Raw genomic sequence first — 17379 nt, 5'->3', positions numbered from 1 at the left:
AGGCGGAGTATTCCCTACTCATAATAGTAATAATAGAAAGTAAGAGGGTTATTGTATGAAAGCCAAGACACTCCCTACTGCCATCGCCATGACGACTGCACTTTCCGCCAGTTTGTTGGCAGTCTCTAGCGTTGATAATCACGCCCAGGCGCAAGAGGAAGAATTCCGTTGGAAAATGGTCACCTCCTGGCCGAAAAATTTCCCAGGTGTTGGTCAGGGTCCCGAGCGGTTATCCCAGCTGGTCGATGAAATGTCGGATGGCCGCCTGACCATTGAAGTCTTCGGTGCTGGCCAGTTGGTACCGGGGTTTGAGGTGTTTGACGCCGTTTCTGACGGTACCGCTGAGCTAGGCCACTCCGCCTCCTACTACTGGAAAGGCAAAGCGCCTGCTGCGCAGTTCTTTGCTGCCGTGCCGTTTGGCATGAATGCACAAGAGATGAACGCCTGGCTAAGCTATGGCGGCGGTATGGAGTTGTGGAACGAGCTCTACGATGACTTCGGCGTTGACGTCATGGTGGCGGGTGCCTCAGGCGTGCAGATGGGCGGCTGGTACAACAAAGAGATCAATTCGGTTGCCGACCTCGACGGACTGAAAATGCGTATGCCGGGCCTGGGTGGCGAAGTGATGAGCCGCATGGGTGTCGCGATTGTGAATATGCCGGGCGGCGAGATATTTACTTCGCTGCAATCCGGTGCGATTGACGCAACAGAGTGGATTGGCCCTTACAACGACCTGGCATTCGGACTGCATCAAGCCGCCGACTATTATTACTACCCAGGCTGGCACGAGCCGACGGTCATGTTTGAGGCAATCGTTAACGAAGAGGCTTTCGCGGAGCTGCCAGCGGATTTGCAGGCGATCCTGCGTACCGCTATTAGCGACATTAACCAGAGCGTACTGGATGAGTACACCGCACGTAACAACGATGCGCTGGAAACCCTGGTGAACGAGCACGATGTTGAGCTACGCCGCATTCCCGATGACGTACTGGCCCAGGCGCGTGAGCACTCTCAAGATGTGGTCGCCGAGCTGGCTGAATCGAGCGAATTAGCTACGCGTATCTATGACTCCTATCAAGCGTTCCAGGAGAAGGTCGAGGATTACCACGCCATCTCCGAGCAGGCGTATTACAACGCCCGCAACCCGGAAGGTGACACCGCGCAATAGTTTGCCGTGCTTGATACACACTAACGAGCCGCCTTCGGGCGGCTCGTTAGTGTGTTTGGTATGTACGTTTTCGGCAGCATAAGTCGCCCAGCTTGGGTATCCTAGGCGTACAGTGACGTTTTTGCCGTGAAGGAGCCCCATGTCTACCCATTCCCGTCTTCGCAATGTGCTTACCATCGCCGGCTCCGATCCCTCGGGGGGCGCCGGGCTGCAGGGAGATCTAAAAACCTTTTCAGCCCTTGGCGTTTACGGCACCAACGTGATTACCGCGGTGATTGCCCAGAATACCTGCAGGGTGGCCTCGGTGTACCCCGTTTCGCCTCAGGCCATACGCGAGCAGTTGGAACACCTGCTGGATGATGTGGTGATAGACGCGGTTAAAATTGGCATGGTGGCGAGCCGTGAAGTCGCCGAGGTTATTGCTGATGTGCTGCGTCAGCGCCGCCCACGCTGGATTGTGCTCGACCCTGTGATGGTCGCCAAGAGCGGGGATGTTCTGGTCGACGACGCCGGTATTCATGCAGTCCGCGATATTCTCGTGCCGCTAGCCGATGTGATTACCCCCAATCTGCCGGAAGCCGCTGTATTGCTCGACACGCCGTCGCCCACCAGTTTAGACGCCATGGAAGCGATGCTGCCGGGGTTAACGCAATTGGGCGCGCCCTATGTGGTGCTGAAAGGCGGCCATCTGCGCGGGGAAACCTGCCCAGACTTGCTGGCAACCCCCAATGGTCATGAGTGGTTGCCCGCCTCGCGAATCGATACCGACAATTTGCACGGTACCGGCTGTGCGCTCTCCTCAGCGATCGCCGCCTGCTTGGCGAAGCTACCCGTGGATGCCGAAGGGGATGCCCCGGTAGCCGCTATCAGTGATGCCAAGCAGTGGCTGCACGCAGCCCTGGAGGCGAGCGTGCGCTTAAACGTGGGGAAAGGACGCGGCCCGGTGCACCATTTTCACGCTTGGTGGTGATGCTAGCTGTAGCCAGTGGCATTTGGGCAACAGTGCTTGCGAGAATGGACATTGCACACCATGCTAAGGAGTGTTTGCTTAACGGCTTGTAAGGCTGAGCTGCTCAGCCGAGGAGCGTTTCGCCATGCCTCGCACCATTCTGTTTGCCACCGATCTTTCCGCTGATAATCGCGCCGCTTTTGCTCGGGCGTTACGTTTGGCCTATGCCCAGGGTGTTCAGCTAGACGTGCTGCACGTGTTGGATCCTTACCTACCCAGACGTGTGCTGCTGGATGTCGAGAGCGCGGTAGTGGAAGACATCACTACCATGTTGACGGATCTACGCGAAGACTACGCCCTAGAGGCGCCGAAAACGCTGATCCAGACCGTGACCGGCTCGCCTCACGTTGAAATCGTCCGCGAAGCTCATGAGCGCAACGCCGAGCTGATTGTGCTGGGCATGCATCGCAAGCGCGGGCAAAAAGACCTGCTGGCGGGTACCACGGTAATGCGCGTGCTGCGCAGTGCACCATGCCCTGTGGTGGTCTCTTCTCACCAGCCGACCCAGCCCTGGCAGCATATTTTGGTGCCCATCGATTTTTCACTGACGGCGCGGCATACCTTGAAAGAGGCGCTGATTCGCTTCCCTGAAGCCACGCTGACACTGTTGCACGCCTGGACACTGCCCGGCGAGCGCGAGTTGGGTTCGCAAGCCTATTACGCCCATTGGCGTGAACATGAAGTGCAGCGTCTGCGTGAGCAGTTGAGTAACGAAGTCGATAGCCTGATACGCGAGTTAGAAGGAGTTCCCGATGTGGAGTTGGTGTTAGAACAAGGCGCGCCCTGTGATGTGCTGCAAGCATATATGAAGCGCCACACGCCCGATCTCGTGATGATCGGCAGTCGCGGTCAGCCCCACCACACCAGCCAGCTAACCGAGATGCTCCTGTGTGAACCGCACTGCGATTTAATGCTCTGCCGTGCCTGGTAAGTGGGTGGTGTTAATAATCAGTAGTGAACGGCCAATCATATATATTGTACGGAACCTTTATATGGTGTGTTGGTATGTATAGATATACTGCCATGAGGAGGTTCTATGTCTATATGCTTATTAGGGGCTAGGCGCGCCATACAATGGTCACTGCTGTTAGCTGGCCTATCGCTAACGCCTTGGGCGATGGCCAACAGTGTGACGGAAAAAGGCGAAGTGTTTGAGCGCACGGTAGAGGAGCACGGCCAGCGCTATAGCCTTATTGGTAGTGGCGTGTTTCGCTACATGATCTGGACGGCCTATGCGGGCGCCTACTACCAGGCAGGCGAATCCGAGCCACAGCCGTTGAGTGACGTTCCAAGGCGTTTGGAGCTTGCTTATTTCCATGCCATCGACGCCCCTGACTTCTCTGAAGCCACCACAGAAAGCCTTCAGAAGAGCCTCACCGCCTATGAATTTTCCCAGTTGGAAGCAGAGGTTGAGGCATTTAACCAAAGCTACCAGGACGTCAAGCCGCAAGATCACTATGTGCTAAGTTGGGACGGTGACACGCTGCGCCTGGCGCTAAACGGCGAAACATTATATGAGGGTGGTAACGCAGAGCTGGCTAGCGCCATGTTCGGTATCTGGCTGGGTGAGCGGCCTTTGGGTGAAGATTTTCGCAATGCCCTGCTAGGGAAAAATTAACGAGCGGTCGTTATAATGGCCGTTTGCTAGTGGGGAGAGAGACGTTTTGAAGGCACTCATTCAGCGCGTGAAGCGCGCCAGCGTGGAAGTGGAGGGCGAAATCGTCGGCAGTATCGACCATGGACTGCTGGCGCTGATAGGAGTGGAGAAGCACGATGACGGGACTAGCGTGGAAAAACTGCTGCACAAGCTCCTCCATTACAGGGTATTCAGCGACGCCGAAGGTAAAATGAATCACAACCTGCAGCAGGTGAACGGTGGTCTGCTGCTCGTCTCCCAGTTCACCCTGGCGGCGGATACCCGTAAGGGGCTGCGGCCGGGCTTCTCCAGCGCCGCTCCTTCCGCCCAGGGTGAAGAGCTATTCAACTTGCTGGTTACCCAGACCCGTACTGCCTGGCCGCACGTCGCCACCGGTGAATTTGGCGCCGATATGCAGGTGGCGCTAATTAACGACGGCCCGGTAACGTTTTTGCTGGAAAGCTAGCTGTTTACTTTGCAAATATCCTTCGCTGGAAAGGAGAGTCGTCATTACATCGAATACTCAGCCACCCACTTGCTGGATCGTTGCTGGGCCTAATGGAGCCGGTAAGACGACCTTCGCACTTCATTATCTCCCTCAGGTAGCGCATTGCTCCCGGTTTATCAATGCTGACTTGATTGCTGCAGGTCTCTCTCCGCTGGCGCCAGAGCGGGAGCTACTAACCGCTAGCAGAATTTTCTTGGGCGAAGTCCAACAGGCAATTGAGGAAAGAGATGACTTTGCCTTTGAAACAACACTATCTGGACGAAGCTATATGCGGCTGGTGAAACAACTGCTATCAGAGGGTTGGCGCGTAGAGTTAGTTTATCTAGCCCTACCTTCCGTCGAAATGTCACGTCTACGCGTTGCAGAGCGTGTTTCACATGGCGGCCACGATATTCCTTCGAAAGACATTCAGCGCCGATTTCCGCGAAGTTTGCGCAACCTATTAACGCTATTTGCGCCATGTGTTACTCGCGCTCGCTGTTTTATGAATGATGGCGATATGCCAGAACTTGTCTTTGAGCAGCGTGGAAGCAAACGAGATATAATCAATGATCCGTATTTTCAATTAATCTGTAAGGAGTCAGCGTCATGAGCCAGCTTGCACCCGACACGCAGGAAATGCTCAACAGCCTTCGTGCCGCTGTGACAGAAACATTGGAGCGTAAGCGTCGACTTGGCCAGTACGCGGTTATTTGGAAAGACGGCAAACCTGAGTTGGCAGGTGGTGACGCTCCCGAGAACCAAATAGACATCTCACATCCCCAGGGTTCCTCTACGAGCTAATGATCAGGCATTCCAATTCCACGACGGCCCGGTAACGTTTTTGTTGGAAAGCTAGCCCTATTGTTGAGTATTCGCTTTCCGCTAGCTAGCCGTCTCTTCACTGGCGAGCAGTTCTGCTTCCATTGTCTCCAACGCCTCTTCGGCGCTGAGCCACTGCCGCTCTGATTCATCCAGGCGCGCTTTAATCTCTGCCTGCTGACTCAGCGTCTTGGTCAGTTCGGCTTTGCGGCTGCTGTCAGTGTAGAGCTCAGGGTCTGCCAGCACTTGTTCCACCTTATCAAGCTCGTGCTGGGCCTTCTCCATGGCTTTTTCTGCCTGGTCGCGCTGCTTTTTCAGTGGGCGCAGCTTCTCGCGCAGTTCGGCAGCCGCTTTGCGGGATGCTTTACGCGCTTCTCGGCTGTCGCCGCTAGGCTGCTGGTTCTGGCGCTCGGCTTTTTCACCGCGGGAATCCCGACGGCTCTCTTCCAGGCGCGCTTTAAGCCAAGCCCGGTAATCTTCCAAATCACCATCGAAGGGCTCGACACGGTGATCCGCCACCCGCCAGAACTCATCGACCGTGGCGCGCAGTAAGTGACGGTCGTGGGAGACCAGAATAACCGTGCCTTCGAAGCTTGCCAGCGCTTGGGTCAGCGCCTCGCGCATCTCTAAGTCCAGGTGGTTGGTGGGCTCATCGAGCAGCAGCAGGTTGGGTTTTTGCCAAGCGACGAGGGCCAGCGCCAGGCGGGCTTTCTCACCTCCAGAGTAGTTGGCGACTGTGCCGAAGGCGTCATCGCCCTTAAAGCCAAAGCCGCCCAGGAAGTTGCGGATATCCTGATCGCTGGCGGTGGGCGAGAGGCGCTGGACATGCACAAAGGGCGTCGATGAAACATCCAGGCTCTCAAGCTGATGCTGAGCAAAATACCCAATCGCCAAATGCTCGCCGGGTACGCGCTTGCCGTTAAGCAGCTCAAGCTCCCCGGTGAGCGACTTAATCAGCGTCGATTTACCCGCCCCGTTGGGGCCTAACAGGCCAATGCGGCTACCGGGCAGCAGGGTGACGTTGACCTTGTCTAGTTGAATGTTGTCGTCACTGCCGTCGCCCTTTTTACCGCGATAGCCTAGCTGCGCCTGGTCAAGCACCAGCAGAGGATGCGAGGTTTTATCGGCGGCGGGCAGCGTAAAGTGGAAGGGGGAGTCCACATGGGCGACGGCGATATCTTCCATGCGCTCGAGCATTTTTACCCGGCTTTGTGCCTGCTTGGCCTTGGTCGCCTTGGCTTTAAAGCGGGCGATAAAGCGTTCGATCTCTTCCCGGCGAGCCTGCTGCTTGGCGGCTTCAGCCTGCTGCAGAGCAAGCTTTTCGGCGCGAGTGCGCTCGAATTGGGAGTAATTGCCGCGGTATAGCTCCAGGGTTTGGTGGTGCATATGCACGATGTGATCGCATACGGCATCTAAAAAGTCACGGTCGTGGGAAATCAGCAGCAGGGTGCCAGGATAGCGGGTTAGCCACTGCTCCAACCACAGCAGGGCATCTAGATCCAGGTGGTTGGTAGGCTCATCCAGCAGCAGTAGATCGGAAGGCATAAACAGCGTACGAGCAAGATTGACCCGCATCCGCCAGCCGCCGGAAAACGCCGAGAGCGGGCGGGCGAGGTCAGCCTGGACGAAGCCCAGCCCCACCAACAATTGCGCCGCACGCGACTCCGCACGGTAGCCATCCAGGGTCTCAATCAAACCGTGCAGTTCGGCTTCGCGGTGGGCTTGCCCGGCTTCCTGGGCGGCCAATAAGTCAGCTTCTGCTTGGCGTAGCGCCAAGTCGCCATCGAGTACATACTCGATAATTGGGCGGTCGAGGGCGTCAACTTCCTGGGCCATATGCGCAATGCGCTGGCCGCCACTCATCTCGACATCGCCCTGGTCGGGCGCAAGCTCGCCGAGCAGCAGTTTGAATAGGCTCGATTTACCGGCGCCGTTTGCCCCGATAATCCCGGCCTTTACCCCGTTATTAAGGGTAATGTCCGCGTTGTCGAGTAGCGTTTGCGTGCCGCGTTGCAAGGCGACTTGGCGCAGTGCGATCATGCCTTCTCCCGAAGAAAGTGGGTCATTTGATGCGAGATTCTATTACGCTTGATTCTACCCGATTGCAGCGCCTACAGCAGACACCGTTATGGGATTTTGCACTGACGCTCTACGCTAGACCCGGCGTTGAAGCGGCCTGCCTGAAGCTTCAAGAGGAGGCCGGGCTGGATGTGTGCGAGATGCTGTTGCATTGCTGGCTCTACTCTTGCGGTCTGGAAGCCGAACCTAGAGCGCTGGCTTACCAGCGTGAGCAGCGTCACCTTTGGCAGTGCCATGTAACGGAGGTATTGCGTGGGTTACGCCAAGACTTAAAAGCCTCAGCGGCAGCAAGCGAGTCCGTAAAAGCGCTGCGCGAGACCATCAAACAGGCCGAACTGATGGCTGAGCGTGAGAACCTTCAACGTTGGCAAGCGTGGGCTTCGGCCTCGCCCAGCGATGAGGAACGTGTGGTTAACGTTGTTGAAATGTCGCTAGATGTAGATAAGTGGCTGCTAAAACAACTGTTTTTAGGAAGGTGTGCCCGTCAAGGCGAGGGGAGTATAAAGGAGCAAAATGAGTGGCTTGATTCGCTACAAACGCTTACTTGCCAGCTTGACCCTCACCAAGGAGCGCGCTAGCCTGAAATTAAGCTGTATTTGAAATACCTAGCGCTATTCGCCCGCTAGAACGCAGTATAGAGCAGCACCATTGCCGGTTGGCGAACACCGGTTAGCGAACAACAGTGTCGTGTTGAGATACGCGAGGCTTATCCAGGTTCTTGCGCACTCGTAAAGCGCGCTTACCACTGCAAGGGGAACACCGCATGAAGGCAAGCAAATTCGTTTCTACACGTTCTGTAACTACAAAGTCTGTAACTACAAAGTTAATGACCACGGCAAGTGTGGGTGCACTGCTGTTTGGTCTAAGCGCCGCTGCTCAAGCAGACAACTGGCGCTATGCTCACGAGGAGTATGAAGGCGACGTTCAAGATGTCTTTGCCTATGCTTTTAAAGAGTATATTGAAGATAACTCAGACCACACCGTGCAGGTTTACCGCTTTGGTGAGCTGGGTGAGTCTGACGACATTATGGAGCAGACTCAGAACGGTATCCTGCAGTTTGTAAACCAGTCGCCTGGCTTTACCGGTGCGCTCATTCCGGAAGCACAAATCTTCTTTATTCCTTACCTGCTACCGACCGACGAAGAGACCGTACTGACGTTCTTCGACGAAAGTAAGGCTATCAACGAGATGTTTCCTGAGCTTTACGCCGAGCAAGGCCTAGAGCTGCTGAAGATGTATCCGGAAGGCGAAATGGTCGTGACGACCGACGAGCCGATTAGCTCACCGGAAGATATGGATAATAAGAAAATCCGTACCATGACCAACCCGCTGCTGTCGGAGACCTACGACGCCTTTGGTGCAACGCCGACGCCGTTGCCTTGGGGTGAAGTCTACGGTGGTCTGCAGACCGGCATCATTGATGGTCAAGAGAACCCGATTTTCTGGATTGAGTCTGGCGGTTTGTACGAAGTGTCTCCGCACCTGACGTTTACCGGTCACGGCTGGTTCACTACTGCGATGATGGCCAACCAGGACTTCTACGAAGGTTTGTCTGAAGAAGATCAAACGTTGGTGAATGAAGCCTCTGAAGCTGCCTATGACCACACTATCGAGCATATCAAAGGCTTGGCTGAAGAATCATTAGCGAAAATTCAGGAAGCATCTGATGAAGTGACGGTGACACGTCTCGACGAAGAGCAAATTCAAGCTTTCCGTGAGCGTGCCCCGCAGGTTGAAGAAGCCTTCCTGGAAATGACTGGTGAAGGTGGTCAAGAGCTGCTCGAGCAGTTTAAAGCTGACCTTGAAGCCGTAACAAACGAGTAATCATCCTTAAAGCCGCATTGGCGAACGGTTGATTGATCAAGGGGCAGCAAAGGCTGCCCCTTTTTGTTTTGCGGCGGTTAGGCGGGGGCTACTCGGGCTGGGGTTTGACATCGTTACCGTTGGGTTACGTACATCTAGCGTTGAATCATCGGCGGCCGCAAGCCGTTACGCTTTAGTTAACTCCTCGCCTTGCACGAGGTAAGACTTGTCTAGCAGCTCTGGTTTAGGCAAGTTGGGAAATAGGCGGGTTTTGACGAGATAGCTTGGATTGAGATAGCTCTGGAATAACGCTGTGTTTATTGTGCCTACGGCACGTAACTGTTGCCGTTAGAGCCGTTCAAAAGGAGTCCGGCCATGACCGATGACGAGATGGAAAAGAGTTACCGTTCCGGCTTGCCGGGGGTACTAGGCGTGATCGACACTGCAATTAGCAAAATAGAAGCCGTGATTCTCGCGATGGGTGTTTTGCTAATGGCGCTGAATACGGTCACCAACGTGGTTGCCCGCTTTGTATTTGGCAACAGCATCATGTTCTCCGGTGAGCTAAACCGCATTTTGATCATCATGATTACCTTTGCGGGTATTGGCTATGCAGCCCGTCATGGTCGTCATATTCGCATGTCGGCTATCTATGATGCGCTGCCGGTAGGTGGGCGCAGAGCGCTAATGATCTGCATCGCGCTGTTCACATCGCTAGTGATGTTTTTCCTGCTCTACTATTCGATCGTTTATATCCTGGATCTGCATAGCAAAGGCAGGGTGTTGCCCTCCTTGGGCTTGCCGGTGTGGATCATTTACCTATGGGTGCCGATGGGCTTTTTAATCACCGGTATTCAATACTTGCTGACCGCGGTTAAAAACTTCACGTCCCACGATGTCTATCTCTCGACGGGCGTGGTGGATGGATATAAAGACACCGAAACAGAAGTCTAACGCGGGGCATTGCACCCTAGGGGAACAGCTATGACGACAATAATGGTCACCACCATGATTGCCCTGCTGCTGCTGGGCTTTCCAATGATGATTCCGCTGATTACCGCTGCGGTAATCGGCTTCTATATGATGTTTAACGGCTTCGGCCAGATGGATACGCTGATCCAGCAGATGATGGCGGGTATACGCCCAGCCTCACTTATTGCGGTTCCCATGTTTATCCTTGCCGCTGATATCATGACCCGCGGGCAGTCCGCTAACCGATTGATTGATATGGTGATGGCGTTTATCGGCCATATTAAAGGCGGCTTGGCGGTGAGCACGGCGGCTTCTTGTACGCTGTTTGGCGCCGTATCTGGCTCTACCCAGGCAACCGTGGTCGCTGTCGGTTCGCCGCTGCGTCCGAAAATGCTCAAAGCGGGCTACTCAGACTCTTTCACGCTGGCGCTGATTATCAATTCCAGCGATATTGCGTTTTTGATTCCGCCTAGTATCGGCATGATCATTTACGGGGTTATCTCGGGCACCTCTATCGGCGAGCTATTTATTGCCGGGATTGGGCCAGGGTTAATGATCCTGGTTATGTTCTCGATTTACTGCATTATCTACGCCATCGTTAAAGATGTACCTACTGAAGCAAAATCGAGCTGGAAAGAGCGCGCAGTAGCGGTTCAGCAGGCTCTTTGGCCTCTTGGCTTTCCGGTCATTATTGTGGGTGGTATTTACGGCGGTATCTTCAGCCCGACTGAAGCTGCTGCAGCTTGTGTGCTGTATGCCATTTTGCTTGAGTTTGTGGTCTTCCGCTCACTTAAGATGAACGACATTTATGCCATCGCCAAATCTACCGGCTTGATTACCGCCGTTGTCTTTATCCTGGTCGCGGTGGGTAATGGCTTCTCATGGATCATTTCGTTTGCTCAGATTCCGCAAATGATTCTGGAGGCGGTGGGTGTCAACGAAGCTGGCCCCACGGGCGTATTGATTGCTATCTGTATCTCCTTCTTTGTGGCCTGTATGTTTGTTGATCCGATAGTGGTCATTCTGGTGCTAACGCCTATTTTCGCACCCGCCATTGCGGCGACTGGCCTGGATCCTGTGTTGGTGGGTATTTTGATTACCTTGCAGGTGGCGATAGGGTCGGCAACCCCGCCCTTTGGATGCGATATTTTCACCGCTATTGCGATTTTCAAGCGCCCCTATTGGGATGTGATCAAAGGCACCCCGCCGTTTATTTTCATGCTGATTTTAGCGGCTGCACTGCTGATCATGTTCCCGCAAATTGCGCTGTTCCTGCGCGATGTCGCCTTCCGCTAAACAGCCACAAGGAGTACGCGAATGTTTAATCGCATTTTAGTCCCGGTGGATGGTTCAAAAGGCGCCTTAAGGGCGCTGGAAAAAGCGGTGGGTCTGCATATGCTAACCGGCGCTGAGCTCTATTTGCTGTGCGTGTTTAAACACCACAGCTTGCTGGAGGCCTCGCTCTCTATGGTGCGGCCCAACCAGCTGGATATCCCTGACGATGCGCTAAAAGAGTACGCCACCGAGATCGCTGTGCACGCAAAATCTCATGCGATTGAGCTTGGCGCTGACAGTGCTCGCGTGCGTGCTTTTGTGAAGGGCGGGCGACCCTCGCGCATTATTGTGCGCTTTGCCCGTAAGCGGGAGTGCGATCTGATCGTGATTGGTGCCCAGGGCACCAATGGCGAGAAGAACCCGCTGCTAGGCAGCGTTTCTCAACGGGTGGCGGGTGCAGCACACTGCCCCACGCTGGTGGTCTAAATCCGCTAAACCTCTCTCCCATTTTGTGGTCTTATTGGCGCCCACCTCCCCGAAGATGCAGCTCGGGGCGGTGGGTGTTAGTCTTTATATGACACTGATCGGCGTACGGCGCCGCTATAAAAAGGATCTTTCATGAAACAACTGCTCTCTACTACAGCTCTGACAGGTTTGCTTTTGGTTGCCCCTTTTGCCGCGGCAGCGCCCGAAACCGATGAACAGCGCTTGGCTTACAGCCTGGGTGTGACCCTGGGTGAAAGCATGCAGGCAGACATCGAAGACCTCGACTTGGATGCGTTCCACGACGGCATGAGCGATGTGTTTGAAGGTAATGACCTGGCGCTCAGTGAAGAAGAGATGACCGAAGCGTTGATGGCGTTCCAAGAGCAATCCATGCAAGCGCGTGAAGCGGAAGCTGAAGAGATGGCACAGAAAAACCTCGAAGAGGGCGAAGCTTTCCTAGCCGAGAACGCTGAGCGCGAAGAAGTGACCGTGACTGACTCTGGCCTGCAGTATGAAGTGCTTGAATCTGGCGATGGTGCCACGCCTGGCCCTGAAGATACCGTCGAAGTGAATTACGAAGGCATGCTGCTGGATGGCACCGTTTTCGATAGCTCTTTTGAGCGCGGTGAGTCCGTCAGCTTCCAGACCAATCAGGTGATCGAAGGCTGGCAGGAAGCGCTGCAGATGATGAGCGTTGGCGATAGCTGGATGCTCTATATCCCTGCGGATATTGCTTACGGCAAAAATGGTCAAGGGCCGATCGGGCCTAACGAAGTACTGACCTTCCGCGTTGAACTGCTAGGCGTCGAATAAGGGATGACTTCAACCCCCTCTTCTAACCTGCATTCTCTCGCTCAGGCACTGGTTTGCTTAGGTCTATGCACGCCGCTGCTAGCGCAGGCAGAGACGGACAGTGAGCCTGAGGATTTGCCCGCCCTGAGTGCTGCGAGTGAGCAGGCCAGCGTAGTGGGAGTATCGTCGGGCGGTTATATGGCGACCCAGCTAGCGGTGGCTTGGCCCGAGCGGTTTAGTGGCCTAGGTGTACTGGCAGCAGGGCCCTGGAGTTGCGCGCAGGGCTCGCTGAGTTTGGCGCTTAATCAATGCATGATGACCCGCCGTGGCGTGCCTTCGCTGGATGAATTGGAGGCTCGCCACCAGCGCTATATTGAGCTTGAACAGGTTGGCAGCACTGAGGCGCTTAGCCAGCTCAGGGCCTACTTATGGCACGGTGAAGAGGATGAAGTGGTTGAGCCACAGCTCGGCGACCTGCTTGCTGAGCAGTGGCAGCAGTGGCTTGCTTCGCCTGATCAGCTACGCGTTGCGCGCAGTGAAAATACGGGACATGGCTGGCCGATACGCTTACCCAGTGAAGCGGCTCCCGGGCCCCAGGAGTGGGGCGATTGCCGACAGGGTGGCGGTAGTTTCCTGTTATCCTGCGATGACGATATTGCTGGAGAAATGCTGGATTGGCTCTACCCCGAACGAGCAGCCTCGGACGCTGGCGAGTCTAGTCGTGAGCCAGAGGATGAGCAAGGGGGCGAACTAGTCGCGTTTGATCAGTCAGAGTTTGCGGTCAAGGGCCTAGCGGACACCGGCTATGTGTTTATACCTGAAGGCTGTGATGCGGGGGAGTGCCCGGTAACGCTGGCGCTGCACGGCTGCCAAATGAACGCAGAGGCCATTGGCGATACGTTCATACGCTACACCGGGCTTAATGCCTGGGCGGCAGCGCATCAGCAAATCGTGCTCTATCCTCAGGCAGAAAGCAGTATGGCGAACCCCCAGGGCTGCTGGGATTGGTGGGGGTTTGCTGAAAGTACCTGGCAGTTAAGCCCCCAGCACGATACCCGTAGCGGTACCCAAATTGGCGCGCTGCTGGCGATGCTGGATCGTTTACAGGCGGCACCTGAACAAGCCGATTAAGAAGAGACTTCGCTTAACCGTCTAGTTCGCTCTCTAATGCGGAAACTAAACCATGCGGGGTCGGTGAGTAGAGCACTCGCTGAAGAATATCGCCCTCGCGATTAACCAAAAAGAGCGAAGCGCTGTGATCAATGGTGTAGTCCATTGCTGAATCCGGCGCTTCGACTTTCCGCCATATCACCCCATAGCGTGAGGCGACATCCTCAAGCTGTTCCTGACTGCCCACCGCGCCGATAAACTCCTCGCCGAAAAAGCCCATGTACTCCTGCATGCGCGCGATGGTGTCGCGTTCGGGGTCAACGGTGACCATCACCGGCACTACACGCTCGCGCTGCTCCTCAGAGAGCTGGGCCAGGGCTTGACGCTTAACCGATTGGGTCATGGGACAAATGTCGGGACAGTAGGTGTAGCCAAAGGAGAGTATCGCGACTTGATCTTCATCTAACTGGGTTAACGAGAAATCACCCTGGGTAGAGGGCAGTTCAACTGGGCCTCCTACCGGTTCGCCCTCTTTGGGGGCGAAGGCATACTGATAGAGGCCTATACCGCTGACCACCAGTAAAGCCGCGACTAAACCGGTGCCTAGCCATAAGGGTTTCCTTGCCATATGCGTTAACTCCGAATTACGTCAAAATCGAACCAACTGCCTACCTTGCCTTCTGCGGTTTCCAGTATGACACGTGCACGCCAAGGCATAACGCTTTGAGTGCAAATCCCTACTTGGCCGTGACCTTGAAAATGGCCGGGTGCACCTGCGCTAAGGGCAAAACGGTGGAGCCCCAAATCCATATCTCGACCAATAAAATCTACCTCGACCTGGGTGGCCGTTACACCATCGACTTCCACTTCCAGTGGTAATATCTCTAGTGCATCGATTCGCCCATTTGCCTGAACCGCGAACGTGATGCGGCCCTTATCGCCCAAGGTGGCGGAGCAGGGCGCTGCATGCAGGTTACAGCTTGATGTGGGTGGAAACCATGTCACATCACTGTCGCGGTGGAGCCAATGTGAAAAGGCATACCACGCGCAGGCCGCTAGCGCCAAGCCAGTGACCAATATCAGTACCCTTAAGGCAGGAAAGCCCGCTGAGTGTGCAGGTTTTGATGTCATCTTCATGGCAGAATAATCGCTACGCAAGCCGTGGGGCGGGGAATCATTGCCATGGTAACAGTAATCGCACCGATATCGCTGTGCTGGGATGTCGCAGGCAAAAGGGACATAAATGGAGAGTATCACTGGCGCTTTAGGCCCACTATTTCTGTTGATCTTACTGGGCGCCGTGCTTGGCTATTGGCGCTGGCCCAGCGACACCTTTTGGCCGCAGATGGAGCGGCTGATCTACTTTGTGCTGTTTCCCGCCATGCTGGTAAGCACCTTGGCCACTGCGGATGTAAGCCGAGTGCCGGTCGGCCGCTTGGCGCTGGTGCTGCTGGGCGCGATGGCGCTGTTTGGCTTGCTGCTCTGGCGTTTACGTGGCTGGCTACAGCTAACGCCTGCGGCGTTTACGTCGGTATTTCAAGGCGCGGTACGTTTTAATACCTATGTGGGCGTTGCTGGCGCCGCCGCGCTACACGGCAGCTTAGGAGCGACCACCGCAGCCGTCGCCGTGGCACTAATGGTGCCAGTAGTTAACGTGATGTGTGTGGCCAGCTTTGTCGCCGCTGGCACACTCGGCGGTGCTAGCGTAGGTAAAAGTGCGATGGCGCTGATTAAAAACCCATTGATCCTTGCCTGCTTGGCGGGCATTGGTCTGAACCTTACGAACGTTGGTTTGCCCGGCTGGAGTCAAGATACGGTAGAGCTACTGGGGCGTGCGGCGCTGCCGTTGGGGTTGGTGGCCGTGGGTGTGGCGCTGCGCCCAGCGGCACTGCTACGCATTGACCGCGGCGTGCTGGCCACCAATGGCGTTAAACTGCTGCTCATGCCCGCGCTGGTATTGGCATTCACCTGGATCTTGCAGCTGGATCCCGTAAGCCGCGACGTAGCGCTGCTGTTTGCAGCACTGCCCACCGCCACCTCGGCGTATATCCTAGCCCGCCAACTGGGTGGCGATGCCGAGTTGATGGCGGCGATCATTACGGGCCAAACCCTATTGGCCATGCTCACCCTGCCTTTTTGGCTGCAGCTGGTTAGTTGACAGCGAGGCTGCAAAACTAAATAAAAAATATTCGCATTTGTATTGACGAGGTAAATGAGAACCATTACAGTGTGGTTGTCAGCGTTTGATGAGACGCTGACAACCAGGACAGCTGTTGATTTCAGAATCAGCGCCAGTTTACTGTCATGGTTTCTCCCTCTCATTGCTAGTCACGGTCTTTTTGCCGCTCCAATGGAGCGGCTTTCTTTTTTATGGGTTCCAGTTTCTTATTCATCTCCTGCGGGTGCGATCTTTGCTATCAGCAAGTGGTAATAAAAAATATTCGTATTTGTATTGACGCGGTAAATGAGAACTATTACATTGTGGTTGTCAGCGTTTGATGAGACGCTGGCAACCAGGACAGAAACCGCCAGTTTCCTGTCATGGTTTCTCCCTCTCATTGCTAGTCACGGTCTTTTTGCCGCTCCATTGGAGCGGCTTTCTTTTTTTAGCCTCTGCTACCCTCTCGCTTCCTATACTGCCTTTCGACTCCCGCTCCTCGCTTTCCGTCTCTTGTTTTAAAAACATGAATTTAAAAACGATGATTGCTGGCACGATGAGCCGGCTGACATAGCGTTATTGCTGTGGTGCGTTTTGGTGTCTACGTTTTATAAGTAGCCCCTAAAAGCGTTACTTGACATGGATACTAACGGAGGAGTTTGCCATGAACGATACACAAGACTTATTCCCTACTCGCTTGGAACGAAAGTTGGGAATGTTTGAACGCATTGATCCGGTGGTATACGGCGATGAGTCACAGCTTGCGAATGGCCCCTTAAGCAAATCAGAAATTGATGAGTACGAAAGAAAGGGATTTCTATCGTTTGAAGGATTTTTTGACGCTGATGACATGCAGGTTTTTCTTAAAGAACTGCGCGAATATGAAGACGATGCTGATCTGAAACTTTCAGAAGGCACTATTCTTGAACCTGGGCGTGAAGAGATTCGTACTATTTTCGGCATCCACGATGTTTCAAAACGCTTTCAGCGCTTGACCCAGGATCCCAAGCTATTGGCGATTGTTAAGCAACTTCTTGGCAGCGATGTATATATTCATCAGTCACGGATTAACTATAAACCAGGTTTTAAAGGCAAAGGGTTTGAGTGGCACTCCGACTTTGAAACATGGCATAGCGAAGACGGCATGCCACGTATGCGTGCGTTAAGTTGCTCCATCGTACTCACTGACAACGGTGAATTTAACGGCCCATTAATGTTGATCCCTGGCTCGCATCATTATTTTGTTCCGTGTGTCGGACGAACGCCGGAAAATAACTATAAAGAGTCGCTGAAAAGCCAAGAGGTGGGCGTGCCCCCAGCCAGTAGCCTTCGCGAGATAATGCTAGAAAACGATATCGAAGCTCCCAAGGGGCCTGCCGGTTCGCTGGTGATCTTTGAATGCAATACCATGCACGGCTCGAACATAAATATGTCTTGCTGGCCGAGAAGTAATCTGTTCTTTGTTTACAACAGTGTTGAAAACACGCTGCACGACCCTTACTGCGGTAACCGGCCCAGGCCGGAATTTCTAGCTAATCGTTCGGATTGGGAGCCGCCAAAACCGCTCAACGAGTAAAGCCC

Annotated in this window: 19 protein-coding genes; 16 read left to right on the top strand and 3 right to left on the bottom strand. The window is 54.6% G+C overall.

Annotated features, from left to right (window positions below):
• Positions 1-55: 55 nt before the first annotated feature.
• From HALTITAN_RS03235 to HALTITAN_RS03205, 7 genes are all read left to right on the top strand, one after another.
• Complete coding sequence (locus HALTITAN_RS03235; protein WP_009286225.1) at positions 56-1168, top strand: TRAP transporter substrate-binding protein; 1113 nt, start codon at positions 56-58, stop codon at positions 1166-1168.
• 139 nt (positions 1169-1307) lie between these two features.
• Positions 1308-2138 carry a bifunctional hydroxymethylpyrimidine kinase/phosphomethylpyrimidine kinase gene (thiD, locus tag HALTITAN_RS03230; protein WP_009286224.1) on the top strand — a complete coding sequence of 277 codons (831 nt, stop codon included), beginning with the start codon at positions 1308-1310 and terminating at the stop codon, positions 2136-2138.
• Positions 2139-2262: 124 nt separating this feature from the next.
• Complete coding sequence (locus HALTITAN_RS03225; protein ID WP_022521246.1) at positions 2263-3108, top strand: universal stress protein; 846 nt, start codon at positions 2263-2265, stop codon at positions 3106-3108.
• A gap of 105 nt (positions 3109-3213) precedes the next feature.
• Positions 3214-3795: a chalcone isomerase family protein gene (locus tag HALTITAN_RS03220; protein WP_009286223.1), complete on the top strand. Its 582-nt coding sequence runs from the start codon at positions 3214-3216 to the stop codon at positions 3793-3795.
• A gap of 46 nt (positions 3796-3841) precedes the next feature.
• Positions 3842-4279: a D-aminoacyl-tRNA deacylase gene (dtd, locus tag HALTITAN_RS03215; protein ID WP_022521247.1), complete on the top strand. Its 438-nt coding sequence runs from the start codon at positions 3842-3844 to the stop codon at positions 4277-4279.
• Positions 4280-4304: 25 nt separating this feature from the next.
• Positions 4305-4913 carry an ATPase gene (locus HALTITAN_RS03210; RefSeq protein WP_217920557.1) on the top strand — a complete coding sequence of 203 codons (609 nt, stop codon included), beginning with the start codon at positions 4305-4307 and terminating at the stop codon, positions 4911-4913.
• Positions 4910-5104 (top strand): hypothetical protein, encoded by a 195-nt coding sequence (locus HALTITAN_RS03205; protein WP_022521249.1) that lies wholly within the window; start codon positions 4910-4912, stop codon positions 5102-5104. The genes HALTITAN_RS03210 and HALTITAN_RS03205 overlap by 4 nt, the downstream gene beginning before the upstream one ends.
• Before the next feature lie 81 nt (positions 5105-5185).
• Here the strand turns inward: HALTITAN_RS03205 and HALTITAN_RS03200 are convergent, their stop codons facing one another.
• Positions 5186-7162 (bottom strand): ATP-binding cassette domain-containing protein, encoded by a 1977-nt coding sequence (locus tag HALTITAN_RS03200; RefSeq protein WP_022521250.1) that lies wholly within the window; start codon positions 7160-7162, stop codon positions 5186-5188.
• Between the two features lie 29 nt (positions 7163-7191).
• Here HALTITAN_RS03200 and HALTITAN_RS03195 point away from each other — a divergent pair, with 29 nt between their 5' ends.
• The 7 genes from HALTITAN_RS03195 (at position 7192) to HALTITAN_RS03165 (ending at position 13661) form a co-directional block, all read left to right on the top strand.
• Positions 7192-7779, top strand: coding sequence for a TIGR02444 family protein (locus HALTITAN_RS03195; RefSeq protein WP_039857680.1), 588 nt, complete (start codon positions 7192-7194; stop codon positions 7777-7779).
• 185 nt (positions 7780-7964) lie between these two features.
• Positions 7965-9026 carry a TRAP transporter substrate-binding protein gene (locus HALTITAN_RS03190; protein ID WP_022521252.1) on the top strand — a complete coding sequence of 354 codons (1062 nt, stop codon included), beginning with the start codon at positions 7965-7967 and terminating at the stop codon, positions 9024-9026.
• Positions 9027-9380: 354 nt separating this feature from the next.
• Positions 9381-9959 (top strand): TRAP transporter small permease, encoded by a 579-nt coding sequence (locus tag HALTITAN_RS03185; protein ID WP_022521254.1) that lies wholly within the window; start codon positions 9381-9383, stop codon positions 9957-9959.
• A 30-nt stretch (positions 9960-9989) separates the two neighbouring features.
• Positions 9990-11273: a TRAP transporter large permease gene (locus HALTITAN_RS03180; RefSeq protein WP_022521255.1), complete on the top strand. Its 1284-nt coding sequence runs from the start codon at positions 9990-9992 to the stop codon at positions 11271-11273.
• 21 nt (positions 11274-11294) lie between these two features.
• The gene (locus HALTITAN_RS03175; protein ID WP_022521256.1) at positions 11295-11738 is read left to right on the top strand and encodes a universal stress protein; all 444 of its coding nucleotides are present in this window, start codon (positions 11295-11297) and stop codon (positions 11736-11738) included.
• 132 nt (positions 11739-11870) lie between these two features.
• Positions 11871-12551: a BamJ family beta-barrel-assembly machinery protein gene (gene bamJ / locus HALTITAN_RS03170; protein WP_009286218.1), complete on the top strand. Its 681-nt coding sequence runs from the start codon at positions 11871-11873 to the stop codon at positions 12549-12551.
• 3 nt (positions 12552-12554) lie between these two features.
• Positions 12555-13661 carry an alpha/beta hydrolase family protein gene (locus HALTITAN_RS03165; protein WP_009286217.1) on the top strand — a complete coding sequence of 369 codons (1107 nt, stop codon included), beginning with the start codon at positions 12555-12557 and terminating at the stop codon, positions 13659-13661.
• 13 nt (positions 13662-13674) lie between these two features.
• On the opposite strand, the gene HALTITAN_RS03160 is transcribed toward HALTITAN_RS03165, so the two are convergent.
• Positions 13675-14268 carry an SCO family protein gene (locus tag HALTITAN_RS03160; RefSeq protein ID WP_022521260.1) on the bottom strand — a complete coding sequence of 198 codons (594 nt, stop codon included), beginning with the start codon at positions 14266-14268 and terminating at the stop codon, positions 13675-13677.
• Positions 14269-14273: 5 nt separating this feature from the next.
• The gene (locus tag HALTITAN_RS03155) at positions 14274-14777 is read right to left on the bottom strand and encodes a hypothetical protein (RefSeq protein ID WP_039857676.1); all 504 of its coding nucleotides are present in this window, start codon (positions 14775-14777) and stop codon (positions 14274-14276) included.
• A 106-nt stretch (positions 14778-14883) separates the two neighbouring features.
• Here HALTITAN_RS03155 and HALTITAN_RS03150 point away from each other — a divergent pair, with 106 nt between their 5' ends.
• Entirely contained in the window at positions 14884-15798 is a 915-nt protein-coding gene (locus HALTITAN_RS03150; protein ID WP_009286215.1) for an AEC family transporter, read from the top strand.
• 664 nt (positions 15799-16462) lie between these two features.
• Positions 16463-17374: an ectoine hydroxylase gene (gene thpD / locus HALTITAN_RS03145; protein WP_039857674.1), complete on the top strand. Its 912-nt coding sequence runs from the start codon at positions 16463-16465 to the stop codon at positions 17372-17374.
• Positions 17375-17379: the final 5 nt, after the last annotated feature.

The sequence above is a fragment of the Vreelandella titanicae BH1 genome (genome assembly GCF_000336575.1).
In the GTDB taxonomy this organism is placed as follows: Bacteria; Pseudomonadota; Gammaproteobacteria; order Pseudomonadales; family Halomonadaceae; genus Vreelandella; species Vreelandella titanicae.
The sequence above is the reverse complement of the archived record's forward strand: the minus strand, read 5'-3'. Positions and strand labels throughout refer to the sequence as shown.